Annotated in this window: 17 protein-coding genes; 3 read left to right on the forward strand and 14 right to left on the reverse strand. The window is 56.9% G+C overall.

What is annotated here, in order from left to right; translation table 11 throughout:
* Positions 1-17: 17 nt before the first annotated feature.
* The 11 genes from EAW52_RS03370 to EAW52_RS03420 all read right to left on the reverse strand — a co-directional run bounded on the left by EAW52_RS03370 (position 18) and on the right by EAW52_RS03420 (position 8653).
* Positions 18-590, reverse strand: coding sequence for a hypothetical protein (locus tag EAW52_RS03370; RefSeq protein ID WP_122041406.1), 573 nt, complete (start codon positions 588-590; stop codon positions 18-20).
* Positions 587-1219: a type II secretion system protein GspM gene (gspM, locus tag EAW52_RS03375; protein WP_010796079.1), complete on the reverse strand. Its 633-nt coding sequence runs from the start codon at positions 1217-1219 to the stop codon at positions 587-589. Before gspM ends, EAW52_RS03370 begins: the two co-directional genes overlap by 4 nt.
* Positions 1194-2297, reverse strand: a complete 1104-nt coding sequence (locus EAW52_RS03380) for a PilN domain-containing protein (protein ID WP_122041407.1) — start codon at positions 2295-2297, stop codon at positions 1194-1196. The genes gspM and EAW52_RS03380 overlap by 26 nt, the downstream gene beginning before the upstream one ends.
* Entirely contained in the window at positions 2294-3022 is a 729-nt protein-coding gene (locus EAW52_RS03385) for a type II secretion system protein GspK (RefSeq protein ID WP_122041408.1), read from the reverse strand. The genes EAW52_RS03380 and EAW52_RS03385 overlap by 4 nt, the downstream gene beginning before the upstream one ends.
* Positions 3019-3651 (reverse strand): prepilin-type N-terminal cleavage/methylation domain-containing protein, encoded by a 633-nt coding sequence (locus EAW52_RS03390; RefSeq protein WP_122041409.1) that lies wholly within the window; start codon positions 3649-3651, stop codon positions 3019-3021. The genes EAW52_RS03385 and EAW52_RS03390 overlap by 4 nt, the downstream gene beginning before the upstream one ends.
* Positions 3648-4031, reverse strand: a complete 384-nt coding sequence (locus tag EAW52_RS03395) for a prepilin-type N-terminal cleavage/methylation domain-containing protein (protein ID WP_162997576.1) — start codon at positions 4029-4031, stop codon at positions 3648-3650. The genes EAW52_RS03390 and EAW52_RS03395 overlap by 4 nt, the downstream gene beginning before the upstream one ends.
* Positions 4028-4537 (reverse strand): GspH/FimT family pseudopilin, encoded by a 510-nt coding sequence (locus EAW52_RS03400; protein ID WP_010796074.1) that lies wholly within the window; start codon positions 4535-4537, stop codon positions 4028-4030. The genes EAW52_RS03395 and EAW52_RS03400 overlap by 4 nt, the downstream gene beginning before the upstream one ends.
* Positions 4538-4545: 8 nt before the next feature.
* Positions 4546-4971, reverse strand: a complete 426-nt coding sequence (gene gspG, locus EAW52_RS03405; protein WP_122041411.1) for a type II secretion system major pseudopilin GspG — start codon at positions 4969-4971, stop codon at positions 4546-4548.
* An 18-nt stretch (positions 4972-4989) separates the two neighbouring features.
* Positions 4990-6201 carry a type II secretion system inner membrane protein GspF gene (gene gspF, locus EAW52_RS03410; RefSeq protein ID WP_122041412.1) on the reverse strand — a complete coding sequence of 404 codons (1212 nt, stop codon included), beginning with the start codon at positions 6199-6201 and terminating at the stop codon, positions 4990-4992.
* Between the two features lie 2 nt (positions 6202-6203).
* Positions 6204-7943 (reverse strand): type II secretion system ATPase GspE, encoded by a 1740-nt coding sequence (gene gspE / locus EAW52_RS03415; protein WP_372238901.1) that lies wholly within the window; start codon positions 7941-7943, stop codon positions 6204-6206.
* A 482-nt stretch (positions 7944-8425) separates the two neighbouring features.
* Complete coding sequence (locus EAW52_RS03420) at positions 8426-8653, reverse strand: hypothetical protein (protein ID WP_019367344.1); 228 nt, start codon at positions 8651-8653, stop codon at positions 8426-8428.
* A gap of 472 nt (positions 8654-9125) precedes the next feature.
* Here EAW52_RS03420 and EAW52_RS03425 point away from each other — a divergent pair, with 472 nt between their 5' ends.
* On the forward strand, positions 9126-11801 hold the full coding sequence (locus tag EAW52_RS03425) for a glycoside hydrolase family 3 protein (protein WP_122041414.1): 2676 nt from the start codon (positions 9126-9128) through the stop codon (positions 11799-11801).
* Positions 11802-11861: 60 nt separating this feature from the next.
* Here EAW52_RS03425 and EAW52_RS03430 read toward each other — a convergent pair whose 3' ends face one another.
* Entirely contained in the window at positions 11862-12758 is an 897-nt protein-coding gene (locus EAW52_RS03430; protein ID WP_074827022.1) for an acyltransferase, read from the reverse strand.
* A gap of 126 nt (positions 12759-12884) precedes the next feature.
* Here EAW52_RS03430 and EAW52_RS03435 point away from each other — a divergent pair, with 126 nt between their 5' ends.
* Both EAW52_RS03435 and EAW52_RS03440 read left to right on the forward strand, forming a co-directional pair.
* The gene (locus EAW52_RS03435) at positions 12885-14057 is read left to right on the forward strand and encodes an HD-GYP domain-containing protein (RefSeq protein ID WP_122041415.1); all 1173 of its coding nucleotides are present in this window, start codon (positions 12885-12887) and stop codon (positions 14055-14057) included.
* 49 nt (positions 14058-14106) lie between these two features.
* Positions 14107-14619 carry an ATP-dependent zinc protease gene (locus EAW52_RS03440; RefSeq protein WP_122041416.1) on the forward strand — a complete coding sequence of 171 codons (513 nt, stop codon included), beginning with the start codon at positions 14107-14109 and terminating at the stop codon, positions 14617-14619.
* 39 nt (positions 14620-14658) lie between these two features.
* Here EAW52_RS03440 and EAW52_RS03445 read toward each other — a convergent pair whose 3' ends face one another.
* Positions 14659-15282: a glutathione S-transferase gene (locus EAW52_RS03445; RefSeq protein ID WP_122041417.1), complete on the reverse strand. Its 624-nt coding sequence runs from the start codon at positions 15280-15282 to the stop codon at positions 14659-14661.
* A 171-nt stretch (positions 15283-15453) separates the two neighbouring features.
* Positions 15454-17868 carry a TonB-dependent siderophore receptor gene (locus EAW52_RS03450; RefSeq protein ID WP_122044709.1) on the reverse strand — a complete coding sequence of 805 codons (2415 nt, stop codon included), beginning with the start codon at positions 17866-17868 and terminating at the stop codon, positions 15454-15456.
* Positions 17869-17941 lie beyond the last annotated feature (73 nt).

Below are 17941 nucleotides of genomic sequence, written 5' to 3' on the forward strand. Positions count from 1 at the left end.
TGAATCCGGGTTCCGTATCAATCTTCGCTATCGGAGTCGTCATCCTCTTCCGGGGACGTTTCCGTGGTAGAGCTGGGCGCATCGGCGGCTGGGGCCGACACACCGTCAAGAGGTGCCTTTTCGATCACGAGCGGCAAGCTTTGCTGACGATCACCAGAGACAAATACCGCCTTGTTGGCAGCCACGGACTCCAGCTTCCAGCCGTTGGGCAGTGCCTTGCCCCGGGTAACGCTGAGCGCCTTGCCTGAGTTGTCCTTGAGCAGGGCCAGCTGCAGCGAGTCGGTCAGGATAATGCCGGTCAGCACATAGCCTGTAAGGTAAGTCGGCTGACCCGGCGCGGCCATTTTCTGATCAGACTGGCGGTCCGGGCTGAACAAGGGCTGCTGCCAGGTATTGGCATACGCATCCAAGGGCGGTGCGTTCGGCAGCTCCGGCGACCTGACGGTTGCAGGCGAGTGCTGTGCTTCAAGGGGAGGCAGCCATTGTACGTTACGGCCAATGCCCAGCGCGAACATGACCAGAAGCGCGGCCGATAGCCCCGTAATCAGGACGAGCCAGGGGGTGAGGCGACGCTGATCAGCGGCGTTCATGTCGGGTCATCCGAATCCGTGTTTTCGTTATCGTCCATACCGGCTTTACGCTGCATGTAGCCAGTGACAAGCATCTGGACTTCAAGCCTGCCGGCACCACCCTTGGGCGGCGCATCCTCATGACGCTCGACGCGAAGCTCCTCTACGAAAAGGAAAGGGCGATCGTTTTCAATGTCGTACAGGATGGCTTCCAGCGGCTCGATGGCGCAGCTGAGGTTGAAGCTGACCTTGACCTGGGCATAGGGCTCATCGCCAGGGTTGCCGGCGATGGGCGTGCGGTTGAGCAATTCACAGCCGGCGCCGTCCAGCTTGTGCGACTCGATCAGTTCAGCCGTATGTTGCATCAGGTTGGCTGCTACGGCACTGGGGTCGTCACCGGGCAGCAGGCTGTCACTCCCAGCGTTTCGCTCCTGTGCGGTTTCGAGCTGGCGCTGCAAGGGTTCACGCTGGGCCTGCAGCGCGGCATACCGGCGCTGGGTCTGGCGGAGCTGCTCCATTTCGTCGTTCATGGCCTGCTGGGGCGCGACGAACCACCATTCCAGACAAATCCAGTACAGCACATACAACGCGAACGCCAGAACGGCCAGCGCGGCGATGCGACTTTCACGGGGTGTCAGTGACCGGCGCATTGCTGGCTTCCTCCCGACGCAGGTGGGCGAGCAGGTAGAAGCGCTCTTTCTTGGTGTTTTCGTCTGGCTGGATGACGCCTTGGAACTGCGCACCGGTAAGCGAGTGACAATTCTTCATCTCGCCAATCAAGGCGCCAGCCTTCTGGCTCTGGCCGGCCAGATTGACCTGTCCGTCTCCTTCAACGGACAGCTCCGTCAGCCAGGTGTCTTTGGGCAGGCACTGAGTCAGCTCGCTAAGCATCACGCTCAGCGGCGGAGTACCCGCCTTACGCTCCGTCAGGTAGCGAGTGGCGCCCAGGCCATTCTGTATCTGCTGGCGCAGGCTTTCGATCTCCTGGGCGCCAGCACGAAGCTGGCTGACCTCATGACGCATGGCTTCGAGCGCAACGGCGCGGTTATACAACCAGACCTGCATGGCTGCGAATGTCAAAGCGATAGCCAGGACTGCAAGACCAATGTTCAGCTGACGCCTCGGATTCTTGCGAAGCTGACGGCGTTCGGATGGCAACAGGTTAATACCCAGGCGCCCCCCTTCAGGCTGTTGCACATCGATCTCGTCGGGACGAATGCCCTGCGCCTGCAGGCGCTCCAGTAATGGATCGAGGCGATCCTTCAGTACGGTGGCAACCGTCACACGGAGCGGCTGCTTGGGCTGGCTTGGCCAGCGGCGGACCGCATAATAGACCTGACTGGCCTTAAAAGGGGTATGGCGATCCATCTCGAAGGCGACAGCCGCCATGACGTCCTGGGCTGCGCCAGCCGGTAGATTGATGGTTCTGACCAGCGCCTGCCGAGGCGATAACAGCAGAACGCAGCGTTCTGTACCCAGCGAATCGGCGCTGGTTAATGGATGCTCACCCTCCGCCGAGTGAAGCCAGGCTTCTTCATTGTCCCAGCGGATGATCTGTTCATGTTCGCTTCGCTCGAACAGGCTGCGTAGGCGAGGGGGCAAGCAGGCCCGAAGTTCGGTAAACCACCAGTTGAAGAAGCGGGGAAACACGGAGGCGTGCCATTGCGCCTGAAAGGCATTCACGGCAGGGCGCAGGCTATTGGGCCATTCCAGTCGAATTGTTTTCATTCTTGCCAGCGCAGCACGCGGTAAGGTTGCATGTTGCTATCCGTTGGGTTGAGTAAAAGGGTCACGTTCAAGGCAGAGCGGAAACCATTGTCCAGTTCAGCCTGGCTATACACACTCAATACCTGCCCTGGATCTTCTCCCTCCAGGGAAATGATGTTCTTCTGGTCCATGGCTTGGCGTATGGGTGGCGCTGCAAAGCTCACAACCGGCTGATCGTACCCGCTCCAGACGGTGATGTAGGGCTCCAGGCGAGTAAACATCGCATTGTCCATACCGGGGAGTTGAATCAATTCCTCCAGGGTTCGCATGGGCGTCGGATCCGTCCCGTTCTGACGGGCTTGCAAGGCTGCCGCGACTTGCTTCGCTTGTCCAGCCGGAACGCCCAACGCAGTCGCCACTTTGATGAACAAGGCGGATGAGGTGCTGTTAAGATCCAGCTTTCCCAGCTCGCTGCGCACTTGAATGGTCAGGCGCATGCGGTCGAATTCGAGTTGATAGGGGCGGCCATCCGCAACCCAGCGCTGCTCTCGTTGAAGGCCTGTCAGATGCTGGACAGCCAGGGCCAGACCTGCTTCCGCCGCAAGATGCGCCCTGGCATCCTGAAGCTGATGGACGCTCTGTTTGTTTTCCAGGCGTACTGCGGTTACGACGCCGGCCATGACCAGACTGAGCAGTGCCAGTGCCCATAGCGTAATGAGCAGCGCTACCCCGTGCTGCCGCTTCACTGCAGAGACCCCATGCTGTTTGAGTTGCCCAGGTCGAGGCGTACGGCGACCTGTAGAGGCGGCCAAGCAATGGGGCCATCGGCCGCCAGGTCAACCCTGACCCGCTGGGGCAGGTGCTGCGGCCAGGGCCATCGCGGCAGCCAGTCCGTAGGTCGTCCGTTCTGGTCAAGGCCACTATAGGAAAAGCGCAGGTTTCTGACCCGCCGCAACAAACGCTGGGGATCTCCCCAGGATTCAGTGCGGTTGTTTCCAACAATCTTGGTGAAGTCGACCTGTAGCCATTGGTCTCGGCTGTCACCGGCCAGGCGGAGCGTCTGGATATGAATACCGCCTCCGAGATGTGAAGGCAGCGTTGCGATAAAGCGCATCTCCTGTGGCTCGCCGATAAACACCATTCCCTGCCCGGTGGGGGTGCGCTGGATCGACAGCGGAAGGGCTTGCTGCAGTTCGCGACGTAAAAAATTCTGTGTAGAGCGCAGCTCATCCAATCGGGCGCTGTACTGCTCGCTGCGAGCCAATGTCCGATTGGCGCTGATGAGGGCAGAGCCGATCAGGACCAGCAGGATACCCAGCAGGCTGATAGCCAGCAGGACTTCCAGCAAGGTGAAGCCGCGCATTGAGGCTTTCATTGCGAAACCTCGGATATACCTTGCAGCCTTAATGTGCTGAAGCGCTCCTGATGCCGGCCCGCCGTCAATGACAAGTCCAGGCGATACAGCTGACTGGTCGTTGCGGCGCCCGCTTTACTGATATCCAGCTTCCAACGTGTACCGTCAGGCAATGAGCCCTGGCTGGAGCCTGGCTTCAGAGGGCGATGAACCGTGTCGTCCAGTAGCGAGCGGGCCGTCAAGGCCATCTGGGTCGCTCGGCTGTCCTTCAGCAAGGCATGGGTGGCTTGGCCAATGCCTCCCATCAATACGAAAAAGGTGACGGCGAGCAATGCCACGGCTGCCAGCAATTCCAGCAAGGTAAAGCCACCCTCTGAACGGGGCCTGCGCTGTCCCGTCACGGGTTTACCTCTTGCCATTTGACGGTGCCGGTCAGCCAGGCGATATCGACGCGCCAGGCACGTCCATCCTTTTCCAGCCTGACATTTCCACCGGTTGAGCTGCCATCTGGAAAGAAGGCGATGGCGGTCCTGCGACCTGTACTCAGGTCAGCCGCTGTGGTTACCCGCATGCGCATGCCCTTGGGCAGCGACTGAGGACGGCGGCCGGGTTGTTGGTATCGCTGGTTGGCAAGATCGAAATTTAGTGTGGTGGTCTGACCGGTTGTGATGGCCTGGGTGCGTACGGCACGCAGTGCCAGGGTCAGATCACGACCGGCCTCGCGGGATCGAACACTGTCGAGTCCGCGGGTAACGCCAAAGGAGACCAGGGTCAGACCAATGGCGACCAGGATGATGACAACGATCAGCTCAAGAAGTGTAAAGCCGCGCTGCGATGTCCGGCCCTGTAAGCGCATACCGTTCGAGACGGTGCGTAGGGCACGGGTACAGGAGGGCTGGCGCGGCATGACACTCTTTATTCCCAGTTGCCAACGTCGGCGCTGTAGCCTTCGCCGCCTGGCTGTCCGTCCTGACCATAAAAGATCAGGTCAAACGAACCGTGCTGACCGGGCGAGCGATAGCCGAACTCATGGCCGAACGGGTCCTGCAAGTCCGAGGGCTTGGCATAAGGGCCATTCCAGTTACGAGCGTTGGCTGGCTTGGTAGTGAGTTGTTGCAGATTCTTGGGCGGTGCGCCGACATCCAGGGCATAGTTTTCGATCTTCATGCTCAGGCTGGCCAGCTGAGCCTTGCCAGCGCCGTACTTGCCTTTATCGACGTTACCACCGACCTGGCGGACCACAATGGTGGCCACGATACCAAGCAGTACGATAACAGCCAGCATTTCAAGCAGGGTAAAACCGCCGCTGCGGTGGGGGAGGGAGCGCATTTTTCTAGTCATAAACAAGGCTCGTTACGGTTAGATGTTACTGGTGAGGCTCATCAGCGGGAGCATGATGGCCAACATGATGAAGGCCACAAGTACGGCCATGACGATGGTCAGGCTGGGTACCAATGCCGCAAGGAGTCGATCGATACCACGTTTGGCTTCGGCATCAAAGACGTCGGCGACTTTGATCAGCATGGTATCGAGCTGGCCGGATTCTTCGCCGACCTGAATCATTTGCAGTGATAGCTGTGGCAGCAGCTTGCTGGTGCTGAGCGCAGCGGCCAGTGAGCCGCCGTCCTTAACCTGGTCGGCTGCCTGCGAAACGGCGCCCTGCAAGGCATGGTTTGAGCAGACCTGGCGGCCAATCGACAGCGCAGTCAGCAGTGGAACGCCATTAGTCAGCAGGGTGCCGAGTGTTCTGGCCAGCCGCGCGGTCTCCAGCCGCTGTACAAGGGGGCCCATCATCCGAATGCTCAGCATCCGGCGATCCCAGCGGATGCGGCGTTCCGGATCACGAAGGCGGGCGCCGGTGAACCAGATGAGCGCAACCAGAACCGCCAGCAGCAATAGGCCATATTGCGAAAGAAACTGGCCCATCCAGAGTACGGACTGGGTCATGAACGGTACAGGAACGCCTAAATCAGCGAAGATTGGCACAAACTGGGGTACGACATACGCCATCAGCAAGGCCAGTGAACCGAGCACACCAACGACCAGGAAGGCGGGGTAGATCAGGGCGTTGATCACTTCGCCACGCAAGGCCTGCGAGCGCTCGAGGTATTGAGCGAGCTGCGCCAGGGTTTCCTCCAGCGAGCCACCGGCTTCGCCTGCACGGACCATGCTGATATAGAGCTGCGAAAATTGCCCGCCTTCTTCGGAGAGCGCGGCGGAAAGCGGCTTGCCGCCCTTGACGCGCTCACGGATGCGCTCGATCAGTCGGCGGGATTTATCTTCCGTTGGCTGGCTGAGCAAAATATTCAAGGCGCGATCGAGCGGCTGCCCTGCACCCAGGAGCGTGGCCAGCTGCTGGGTAAACTGGGCAAGTCCGGCCCCGCTTAACGGGTCTCGATTGAACCAAGCACGCCAACCCTGCGAAGCATTGCCTTGCGTGGGCGTGACCTGCAGGACCAGAAGTCCACGATCCTGCAACTGGCTGACAGCTTCATCCTGGCCTGCGGCTTCCAGATGGCCGGTAACGGACTCACCGGCCGCATCCAGTGCGCGATAGCGAAACTGGGCCATGCTCAGTCTCCGCTCGTCACACGCAGGACCTCTTCCAAGGTAGTCGTACCTGCCAGCGCCTGGCGCAGCCCGTCTTCGTACAGGGTATACATGCCTTCTGCGCGAGCGGCCTGTTCCAGTGTCGCGGCATCGGCGCGCTGCATGAGCAGGCTGCGGAGCGTATCGCTCATGACCAGCAGTTCGCTGATGGCACTACGACCACGGTAGCCCTCATTGGGTGGCAAGTCGCGACGTGGCCTGTACAGACGGATCGGGCGTTCATCCGTGTATTTTTCGAGTTCATATTCCCTGATAACTTCCGGAAGCGGCTCATAGGCTTCTGACAACGCTGGATCCAGGCGGCGCACCAGGCGCTGGGCCAGAATGCCATTGATTGTAGAAGCTAGCAGATAGTCTTCCACCCCCATGTCCAAAAGACGCGTGATGCTGCCCGCCGCACTGTTGGTATGCAGTGTCGAAAGCACCAGGTGACCGGTCAGGGAAGACTGAATGGCGATACGGCAGGTTTCCAGGTCGCGCATTTCACCGATCATGATGACATCCGGGTCCTGGCGCACGATGGAGCGCAGGGCGCCGGCGAAATCCAGGCCAATGGACGGCTTTACCTGGATCTGATTGATGCCCTCGATCTGGTATTCGACCGGGTCTTCTACGGTAATGATCTTGCGCTCGGCGGTGTTCAGGCGCGACAGCGCGGTATACAGCGTGGTGGTCTTACCCGAACCAGTAGGGCCGGTGACCAGCAGAATACCGTGGGGTCGCTCCAGCACGCTCAGGAAGTTGTCCAGTGACTTGCCGGCAAAGCCCAGGGTATCAAAATCGAAACTCACCGATTCGCGATCGAGCAGACGCATTACCACCGACTCGCCAAAACTGGTCGGAACAGTGGATACCCGCAGGTCCAGCTCCTTGCCCTGGATACGCAACATGATGCGGCCATCCTGGGGGAGACGGCGCTCGGCAATGTCGAGCTTGGCCATGATCTTGACGCGTGAGATCACCGCTGCCGTTGAGCTGGAAGGCGGCGCTTCGGACTCATGCAGTACGCCATCGATGCGATAACGTACCTTGAGCCGATTTTCAAAAGGCTCAATGTGGATATCCGAGGCGCGGTTTTCTACAGCGCGCTGGATAATCAGATTCACCAGGCGAATCACGGGTGCCTCTGAGGCCAGGTCCTTCAAGTGCTCGATGTCGTCTTCCGAATTGGCCTGGGCGTCGAGGTTTTCCACGATGGTACCCATGGCCGAGCGGCCTTGACCGTAATAACGTTCGATCAGGTTTTCGATGTCACTGCGAAGTCCTATCGACAGCCGAGCCGCGCGGCCACAGGCGTACTCAAGCGCCTCGATGGCATAACGCTCGGCGGGATTGGCCACCAATAGATGGATCTGACCGTTACTGTCCTGCCCCAGCGGCACGATCTGATGCTGTTTTAGAAAGCGTGTGGAGACGTCGAGCGGGTCTTCCAGGATTTCTGGCGCATCGCTTTCCAAAACCAGCGGAACGTCCAGTAGTGATGCCCACGCATGCGCCATGTCTCGCTCGGATACCATGCCCAGGCGCAGCAGCAGATGGCTGAAGCTTTCTCCAGAGGAGGTTTCGTGAAGACGGCGGGCCCGCTCCAAATCGCCAGGCTTGAACTTTCCCTGGCTGACCAGCCATTCGCATACAGCATCGTCACCCGGCTTGTGAGAATCCACAGACGTGAGCGGTGGCTCGTTCATAGGCACCGAGGGCAGCGAAGCGCTCTTGGAAGGGCTGCGTTCAGCCGTGGTCGACGAAGCGGGTTGGGGTAGGTTCATGGTTATAGGCGGTAGCGTAGAAAGCAGTGGGCGTTGGCTAAACGAGAAAACAAAGCCTAACGGATGATAATCGCACCGTTAAATGAACACTTAGTGTACAGATGGACGCTTAATAATACGTGTTTGCTGCTGTAACCCACCGAAATTGGCTGTGAGCCAAATCGCTTTTTAGCTGCAAAGTTACTTCTATTACCTGTTTTTAGCTGAATAAAGGCTGACAAAAGGGCAAGAGGCGCTTCGTCGGTTTTGTCTCAGAAGGACATGTCAACGGAAGGGGATATTAGCGAGCATCCAAGCCGCTCTGAATAGAACCTGAGCGCTTGGTCAGCCAATGTCGTTGTATTCGCAAGTCTCGAAGCTGGAGTTGGCCGAAAGCGCCTGCCTCATTTAACGGCAGGCGCTTGAACGCTGAGCAGTGCTTATTTGGTGCTCAGGGCGTTCGGGTTGGACACGCCGTCAGGACGACCACCTTTGGTGTCCTGCTCCTGTTTGGCTTTCTGGGCGGCCTTGCTGTTGTGCTCCTGTTGCATCAGGCCGTTGGAGGTGCCGGACGCTTGAGTGGCAGTGGCTGAGTCTTCAGCCGCCAGGGCGCATCCTGTTACAGCAAAACCTGCTACCAGGCATAGGCTGGAAATAAACTTTTTCATTACGCTCTCACTCTTCGGATAAATATCTGCCTGAGTTAGGTAGATATATTTAGCTAATTTCTTCTGAAAGAAAAAATCAACTCTAAATTTTCGATTCTTGACTAAGTTCTAATCGATAGATTAAAGCCAAGAGTTTGGCCAGACATCGCTTAACGGTAAAAGTTCAAGTTAAATTAGAGAAATGGTTTGCTACTTGCTAAACCGTTTCATTTGACAATTTTTCGCCTTTTTTGCCTTAATCTTTTCGGGTTTTTCGCGCGTTTACGCGATTTTCTGTTGCCATCATTTTGCTATCTTTTGTTCTCGTTTGCTCCCATAACAAAAAAATCTCAACTTGTACAAATAACTTTAATTGATTGTATTGAGGTTATTTGTCGCAGGACGCGGGACGCTGTTAAGTCAGTAAAACTTGATATTCGGCAATATCGAAGTGACTCGTTTTTATTAACTTAAAAGCAGGACTTAATTAATAATGGGAAATATGAAGCTACAGGGAGCTGTGCTTACGGCTTTGGCTCTGGCAGTTGGTCAAGCATATGCGGTAACCCAGGCAAACCCTGCCCAGGTTGAAAAGAAGGTCGAGAGCACGCTGGGGCAGATGTCCCTTTCCGAGAAGCTTTCACTGATTGGCGGAACGGGCCCTTGGGATGTCAAGGGGCTGGATAAATTTGGTCTGCCCCAGATTCATGGTGCAGACGGTGGTGTGGGTATCCGCTACACCAGTCAGGACAACAACCAGGGTATCGTTTACCCGGCGGGTCCCAACCTTGCGGCTACCTGGAACGTCGACCGAGCCAAGTCCTTCGGTGAAGCACTGGGCTACGACACACGTGCCGGTGGCTATCAGTTCGTAACAGGTCCGGGTGCCAACCTGTACCGCTCGCCCTATAGCGGCCGTGCATTCGAATACCTTTCCGGCGAAGATCCTTATTTGGGCGCTGTGATGGCGCCTGCGGTCATCAACGGTATCCAGTCCCAGGGCGTCTGGGCCAATGCCAAGCACTTTGTAGCGAACGATCAGGAAACCAACCGCTTTACACTGGACGAGCGGATCGGCGAGCGTACCTTGCGCGAAATGTACCTGCCCGCCTTCGAGTCGGCTGCCAAGAACGGCAACGTTGCGATGATGATGTGCGCGTTCCAGTTGATCAATGGCGTTTACAGCTGTGAGCACCAGCATCTGATCACCGGCGTGCTCAAGAAGGAATGGGGCTGGAAAGGTCTCATGCAGAGCGACTACAACGCTGTCGTTCATGGCTATCTAGCAGCTGATGCCGGTACCGATCTGGACATGATGGGCTATCAGATGAATAGCACCATCCTGACGCCCTATATCCAGGCAGGAAAGCTCTCGACCGAGACCATCAATGACAAGGTTCGCCGTATCCTGCGTCAGATTTATGCGTACCGCTTCGACCAGGCCATTCCTGCCGCGTCCAAGGACATGGACAGTGCCAGTAGCCAGCAGGCAGCCCTGGAAGGTGCTCGTGAAGGTATCGTTCTGCTGAAGAATAAGGATCAGTTGTTGCCGCTGTCCAGCGACAAGGTCAAGTCCATTGCGGTCATTGGCAACTTGGCCAAGTATGCGCCGCCTACCGGTTTCGGTAGTGCCAATGTCGATGCACGCAATTTCGTCAGTGAGTTGAGTGGCTTGAAGCAAGTAGCTGGTAACGCCAAGGTCGACTTCATCGACTCGCTGTCCCTGGACCCGAATGCGGCCGAATGGACGACCACCGATGCCTCCGGCAATACCGAAAAAGGTTTGAAGGCTGAGTTCTTCAATAATGCCAACTGGTCCGGTACCCCTTCTGACACCCGTATCGATCAGCATGTGAACCTGGACTGGGCCAATGGCAACAAGACCACAACAGTGGACTATGTTTCCAATACCACCAACGGCGCGAATTATCCCGTTACCGGCGACGATCAGAATACGTCTGTTCGCTGGAGCGGATCGGTAACGCCGACCATCTCCGGCGAGCAGATCTTCAAGGTTCGTGCGGATGGCGCTGTGCGTCTGTATGTGAATGGTCAGAAGATCATCGACAATGGCGATGGCAATCCGCTGCCCAACAACAGCATTCCGCCGACCATTCCGGTATACGGCAAGGTCAATCTGGAAGCGGGCAAGTCCTACGACATCAAGCTCGAGTACTCCCGTCGCAAGGGTTATATCTCAACCATGGGCGGCATGGTGGGCGTGCAGATGAGCTGGGCCTCGCTGGCTGCTCCGCAGGACCTGTCCAAGTACGATGCGGTCGTTATGGCTGTGGGTAACAGCAATGAGTATGAAGGCGAAGGTTTCGACCACGGCTTTGATCTGCCTGAATACCAGAGCCAGTTGATCCAGAACGTTGCCAAGGTCAACCCGAAAACTGTGGTTGTTATGCATGGCGGCACCGGTCTGAACATGACCGACTGGGTGGATCAGGTCGATGGCGCACTGCATGCCTTCTATCCTGGTCAGTACGGTGGCCAGGCACTGGCGGAAATCCTGTACGGGGTAGTCAACCCGTCCGCGAAAATGCCGTTCAGCATTGAGAAGAAACTGCAGGATAACCCCGTCTATGCCGGTTTCCCCGAGTTCGACAACACCGGCAAGATTACCCGTATGGCCTACAGCGAAGGTCTGTACGTAGGCTACCGTGGCTACGAGATGAGCGGTATCAAGCCGCTGTATCCGTTCGGTTATGGCCTGTCCTACACCAGCTTCAAGTATTCCAACATCAAGGTAACGCCCAAGGTGGTAGTGGGTAACGCGCCTATCAAGGTGTCCTTCGATGTGACCAACACAGGGCAGCGCGCGGGTGCTGAAGTCGCTCAGCTCTATATTGGTCAGAACAAGCCGCAGGTAGCGCGTCCGGTCAAGGAGCTCAAGGGCTTTGGCAAGGTGTTCCTAAATCCGGGTGAGACCAAGCGTGTCACGTTGCAGCTCAACGACCGTTCGTTGGCCTACTTCAATGAAGCCACCAACAACTGGGTTGTGGATGCTGATACGTTCAAGATCTCGGTGGGTGCGGCATCCAACGATATCCGCCTGACGTCCAGCCTGACCAACCCGTATCGCCAGGAACTGTCCAATTCGACCAGCAACCCGCTGTCGAAGGCCGACATCAAGGCGGTAACGGTCAAGGCCGCCAAGCAGTAAACCTGCCCGGGCGCGGATTTCGATCCGTGCCTGTGTACGGTTCCTCCCGATGCGCCAGGATTATTCCTGGCGCATTTCTTTTTGCAGCGCCTCGATCCGCCGATCTTTCTCGGCCCATAATGCGCCGACCCATTGCTGGACTTGCTCACGAAAAACGGAATCATTCTGGTAGTCCCCCTCACACAGTGAAGGCTCCAGAGGAAGAGTGCGGATATCTACAATGACGCGCTTGACCTGGCCACTGAGCAAAGCCCAGAAGCCGGGCGGTTTTCCTTCGGGATAGAGAATCGTGACATCCAGAATGGCATCGAGCTGCTTACCCAGTGAAGCTAGTACAAAGGCAATTCCACCTGCCTTGGGTTTGAGTAGATGATGGTAGGGTGATTGCTGCTGGGCATGTTTGGCTGGCGTGAACCGCGTGCCCTCCAGGTAATTCACGACCGTAACGGGCTGATCGCGAAATTTCTCGCAGGCCCTACGCGTGATTTCCAGGTCGATCCCTTTGAGTTCCGGGCGCTTTTCCAGCGTGGCCTTCGAATAGCGCTTCATGAACGGGTAGTCGAGTGCCCAGAATGCCAGTCCAAGGAAGGGGACCCAGATCAGCTCCTTCTTCAGGAAGAATTTGAAGTAGGGCGACCGACGATTGAAGGTTTGCACGAGAGCTGGAATATCGACCCAGGATTGGTGGTTGGAGATGATCAGGTAAGAGCGGTCCTTACGCAGGTTCTCGGCACCGCGTATGTCCCAGACTGTAGGGGTGCAGAGCGCGAAGATGACCTTGTCGATTTCTGCCCAGGTCTCGGCGATGGTCATGACCCCGCGCGAGCAGGCGTCGCGCCACGGCTTGTAAGGGCAGAGCAGCTTGAGCAGCGCAACCAGCATCAAGGGGCCAATCAAAATGAGGGTATTGATCAAGAGCAAAATGCCGCTAGTCAGTCCGACGATCAGATGACGCATGAAGTCTCCCTGAGTACTATTCTTTTCGTTAGCGCCATAAACATTCTGAGCCTCTACCGGGCCGCTTAGGCAGCAATGGCGTCTATGGATTATCTAGGACACTGATAACGGCTGTAATTGTTCATTATGCTTAAGCGTATTCCGGTTTCGCAGGCCCGCCTGGGCATGTATGTGAGCGAATTTTGCGCACCATGGGTGGATCATCCCTTCTGGAAGGGGCACTTCGTCATTCGCTCGCCGAATGAGTTGCAGCGTATTCTGGACAGCGACATCGACGGGTTGTGGATCGATGTTAGCAAAGGGGCTGATGTAGATCCGGCTCATGTTGGTTGCTCCCTGGAGGCGCATGGGGCCGGGGTTGCCATTCAGGTCGAGATGGCTGAAGAAATAGAGCGGGCCAAGGTGCTCTGCGATAGCGCCAAGACAGCCGTTAAAGGCATGCTGGAAGATGCGCGAATGGGACAGGTCATCGAGGTGAGCGATGCTGCCAGCCTGGTCGAGGAAATCTCCAATTCGGTGCTGCGCCATCCCAATGCCTTGATCAGCTTGGCGCGACTCAAGACCTCGGACGAATATACTTATCTGCATTCGGTGGCCGTGTCGGCGCTGATGATTGCCGTTACTCGAACGCTTGGCCTGGGTGAGGCTGCAGCGCGACAGGCAGGTCTGGCTGGTTTGCTCCATGATGTTGGCAAGATGACGATGCCGCTGGAAGTGCTCAACAAGCCGGGCAAGCTGACGGATGAAGAGTTCATCATCATGCAGGGCCATCCGAAGGCCGGTGAGCGCATTCTCACAGCGTGGCAAGCTGATGAGACAGCCATCGATGTCTGCCTGCATCATCATGAGAAATACGATGGCAGTGGTTATCCGGATAAGCTGTCCGGTGAGCAGATCAGCCTGATGTCCCGCATCGCCACGGTATGTGATGTGTATGACGCGGTAACGTCGGATCGCCCTTACAAAAGAGGCTGGGACCCGGCCGAGTCCGTCAAACGAATGGCTGAATGGAAAGGGCACTTCGATCCGCATGTCTTTCAGGCATTTGTCAAAGCGGTCGGCATTTACCCGGTCGGCTCGCTGGTAAAGCTGGAAAGCGAGCGCCTTGCGGTGGTGGTGGAGCAGAACCCCAAGTCACTGCTGACACCGACCGTAAAGGTCTTTTATGACGCAAGGCACAAGAAGCCGATCGGGCATGAAGTGATCGATTTGCCACGCCTGAAAGGCTACGACCGCATCATTGGACGTGAGTCGCCCGAGGCTTGGGGATTCGATAATCTCAGTACGTTGTGGACATAGCGGCCTTGGCGCGGGAGACTTCTATCCGTGATCCTGCCGGAGTGATTGAGTGAAACGTTTTTTATCCCTGCTGGGCCTTTTGAGCCTGCCTGTGCTAGCGACGGCCGAGCCGACGCTCTACGGCCGCTACGAGACATTCCGTCTACCTGAGCTGGGTGTATCCTTGCCGGCCAAGATGGATACCGGGGCCTGGACCGCCTCGCTGTCGGCCAAAGACATCAAGACGTTCGAGCGTGACGGAGACCAGTGGGTCAGCTTCCGTCTGGCGACGGAGAAGGCGGACGATACGGTATTCGAGCACCGTCTGGCGCGAATCAGCAAGATCAAAAGCCGCTCGGATGAGGGCGATGAAGACGGTGATGATGATACGCCGTCCAGTGCACAACGCCCGGTCATCGAGATGGAAGTCTGTGTAGGCGATGTGTCCCGTACCATCGAGGTCAATCTGACGGACCGCAGTCACTTCCGCTATCCGCTGCTGATTGGAGCCAAGGCCTTGCGCAAGCTGGATGCCGCGGTTGATCCCAGGGAAAAATACGTGTCCGGGTCGCCTCGCTGCTAAGGCTGGGAGGCGCCAGCCAGGGCTGGCGCCTGGAAACGATTAGCGTGCCTCGGGGCGGGTTGCCTGCATCGAGGGACGCTGATCCGCCTCGGTGTACCAGGCCGCCAGCTTGGGATACTCACCGCGCCAGTGCCAGTTGGATACACGCAGGTCCAGATAGCCCAGCAGGCAGGCCAGTCCAATGCAGGCCATATCGAAGTGGCCTTCAAGCTCGGGCAATGCCGTCTGCTCAAAATAATCCAGCGAACGGGCAATCTTCTCATGCTGGTTATCTAGCCAGAGCTTCCACTGCATGCCCGGTGGCCGCATGAAAGTCTCGTAGCGGATCTGTACGGCCGATTCGGTCATGGCATCGGCCAGGGAGGCCAGTGTCATTCGCCGCCAGCGCTCGGGGCCCCGCCGAGGAATCATGGGGGTGTGCTGATGCAGCGTATCCAGGTAATCCAGAATGACGCGGCTGTCATGCAGGGTAGTGCCATCTTCCAGGCGCAGCGCCGGAATCTTGCCTGACGGGTTGGCATCGATGACATCACGATTGGGATTGAGGGGCGTCTGCTGGACGATCTCCAGCTCAACCTGCTCGATCAGGTCGGTCTCGTGCAGCATCACGACGACCTTGCGGCCGAACGGGGATGCGGGGGTGTGATAGAGGATCATCGACATCACGCACTCTCTTCATCAAAGCTTAACAAAAGCTGAACCGCGATCGTCCGCGATGCATGGGTTGTTATGCAAGCCTTATGCATGCTCAATGCTACTAGTGTCGAATCATCAGGTCCCTTTCTGATGGACATAAAGCCGGCCTGGCACCGGCTTTGTCACAACATTACGCGATTACCACTTGTAGGTAACGTTGGCGATCACGCTACGCTGGTCACCGTAGTAGCAGTAATAACCATCACAGGTAGAAATATAGTCCTTGTTGAACAGGTTGGTGGCATTCACGCCTACGGAAGCGCCCTTCAGACGGCTATCGAGGCGGCCTAGATCGTAGTGTGCGGCAGCGTCATATAGGGTGTAGGAGCCAGCATGGCCCAGCCAGGTATTGGCTTGGTCGCCATAGGTATCACCTACGTAGCGGACACCTGCACCAATACCGAAGCCGTCTAGTACGCCTGTATGCCATGTGTAGTCGGCCCAGAGCGAGGCTTGGTGTTCAGGGATGAGCTGCAGGCGGTTGCCTTTGTACTGTCCATCCTGAACCTCCGTATCGGTGTAGGAGTAAGAGGCGATCATCTTAAGGTTCTGAGTGACGCTTGACGTTGCTTCAAGCTCTACGCCACGGACGCTGACTTCACCTGTCTGGCTCGCAACTGAAACGCCATTCACCTGATTTGTAACCGAGACATTTTTTTGTGTCAGGTCATATACCGCAGCGGTCAATAAAGTAGCCGAGCCTGGGGGCTGATACTTCACCCCTACTTCGTACTGTTTTCCTTTTGTAGGTTTAAACGCTTGTGTGGCACTCACATCCGCCCCAGTAGTGGGCTGGAAGGACTCTGAATAGGAAACATAAGGAGCAAGGCCAGAATCGAAGACATAGCCTAGGGATGCGTTTCCGGTAAAGGCTGTGTCGTGATCCCTGGGGTGGCCTGTCTTATTGTAAAACTCAGTGTCCGTAGTAACCCAGTCCTTGCGTCCACCAAGGGTAAGCCGCCACTTACCGAGTGCGATCTGATCTTGGATATAGGCACCGGTCTGGTGGATTTTTTGGTCATAGTCATAAAGCGTATATTGACTTGCTTGTGCTGGGTCAAAGTACTGGCCATATACAGGACTATGTATATTTGAAGTAGGCGCCTGGCCAAAGAAATACTGATAGTTGTTATTCGAACGCTGATAGTCCAAGCCTAGAAGAAGGGTGTGTTGTAACGCTCCGGTCTTGAAGTCACCCTGGAAGTTATTATCTATCGCGAATTGGCTAATATCTTCATCTACAATGTTAGTGTTTCTTTGAACCGTACCATCTTCACTAACAGCACCGTTGTATCCTCCCACTGTAATCGTCTGGAATGACAGGTCGCTCTTGGTATATCGCGCATTCTGACGGAACTGCCACACATCGTTGATACGATGATCGAACGCGTAGCCTAGCGAGTAATAGGTGCGGTCATAGTATTCCCAATCCGGATCGCCCAGATTCTTGTGGTGAGAAACCTTGCCCCACGGGCCATCAATCTTGGTGCCTTGAAGAGGTAGGAACTGGCTAGTCGCGCCTGTATCGTCGCGCGTGTACTGCGACAGGAATGTCAGGTGCGTGTCGTCATCGATATTCCAGGTCAGGCTGGGTGCGATGTTGTAGCGCTTGTTTTCGATGTGATCGATCTGCGTGTCGCTGTCACGTACCACGCCGCTCACGCGATAAAGCACGGTGGCGTTTTCATCGAACGCACCGGTGGTGTCGAAATTGATCTGGCGATGGTTGTCACTGCCAACTTCGGCACGCACTTCATGACTGGTTTCAGCCTGGGGACGCAAACTGACCATGTCTATTAGGCCACCGGGCGGCGTCTGCCCATAGATGGAGGACGCGGGGCCGCGCAGGAGGGTCAGGCGTTCAAGGTTCCAGGTTTCAGGCTTGGGATCGACATAGACGCCGTCCGGCAGGCGCAGCCCGTCCAGGAATCGGGTCGGCTCAAAGCCCCGTACCCGCAGCCAGTCGGCCCGGGTATCACTGCCGTAGCTGCTGGCTACGATGCCAGGCATATAACGTACGGCATCATCAATGTTATGCACGGCGCGGTCGCGCATCTGCTCGCGGGTGGCAACCGACATGGAGCGAGCCGTTTCCAGAATTGGCGTATCGGTCTTGGTGCCGGAAGCAGAGCGGGTTGCCACATAGCCTTCAGCAGGGCCCCAGGCATTTTCCAGCTCACCGGCGGTAATGGTGGTTGATGCCATGCTCAAGGTGTCGCCCGGTGCTGGCAATACGCGTACGGTGTAGACGCCGGGTTCGCGTTCGGTCAGCTCAAGCCCGGTTCCCTGCAGGGCCTCGCGCAGGGCCTCGGTCGCTGCGTAGCGGCCGTTGACCGGATTCGACGTACGCCCGGAGGCCACCGAAGGGTCAAGGCTCAGGGTCAGACCCGCTTCGCTGGCGATACGGTTCAGCGTGCTGGTCAGAGGCGCAGCGGGGAGTTGGTAGGTGCGCTCAGCGGTGGTCGTCTGGGCGTGGACTAACGTGACATGACCTAAGACAAGTGCAGCGGCAAGCAAGGAAGGACGGAAAAGCGACGACATGGCTCTCTCCAAGAGGCGAATGCGAATTCGTTTCATTGCCGAATGAGAATGGCAAAGTGATAGAGCTGTCTTGGAATATTTTTGA

Source organism: Pseudomonas sp. LTJR-52 (genome assembly GCF_003691465.1).
GTDB classification, from domain to species: Bacteria; Pseudomonadota; Gammaproteobacteria; order Pseudomonadales; family Pseudomonadaceae; genus Chryseomonas; species Chryseomonas luteola.

Coding starts and splice junctions, on each gene's coding strand:
- gspG (WP_122041411.1), bottom strand. CDS start 4,971: ATGACTAGAAAAATGCGCTCCCTCCCCCACCGCAGCGGCGGTTTTACC.
- EAW52_RS03445 (WP_122041417.1), bottom strand. CDS start 15,282: ATGTCGATGATCCTCTATCACACCCCCGCATCCCCGTTCGGCCGCAAG.
- EAW52_RS03400 (WP_010796074.1), bottom strand. CDS start 4,537: ATGCCGCGCCAGCCCTCCTGTACCCGTGCCCTACGCACCGTCTCGAAC.
- EAW52_RS03420 (WP_019367344.1), bottom strand. CDS start 8,653: ATGAAAAAGTTTATTTCCAGCCTATGCCTGGTAGCAGGTTTTGCTGTA.
- EAW52_RS03380 (WP_122041407.1), bottom strand. CDS start 2,297: ATGAAAACAATTCGACTGGAATGGCCCAATAGCCTGCGCCCTGCCGTG.
- EAW52_RS03390 (WP_122041409.1), bottom strand. CDS start 3,651: ATGAAAGCCTCAATGCGCGGCTTCACCTTGCTGGAAGTCCTGCTGGCT.
- gspF (WP_122041412.1), bottom strand. CDS start 6,201: ATGGCCCAGTTTCGCTATCGCGCACTGGATGCGGCCGGTGAGTCCGTT.
- EAW52_RS03370 (WP_122041406.1), bottom strand. CDS start 590: ATGAACGCCGCTGATCAGCGTCGCCTCACCCCCTGGCTCGTCCTGATT.
- EAW52_RS03430 (WP_074827022.1), bottom strand. CDS start 12,758: ATGCGTCATCTGATCGTCGGACTGACTAGCGGCATTTTGCTCTTGATC.
- EAW52_RS03435 (WP_122041415.1), top strand. CDS start 12,885: ATGCTTAAGCGTATTCCGGTTTCGCAGGCCCGCCTGGGCATGTATGTG.
- gspM (WP_010796079.1), bottom strand. CDS start 1,219: ATGCGCCGGTCACTGACACCCCGTGAAAGTCGCATCGCCGCGCTGGCC.
- EAW52_RS03425 (WP_122041414.1), top strand. CDS start 9,126: ATGGGAAATATGAAGCTACAGGGAGCTGTGCTTACGGCTTTGGCTCTG.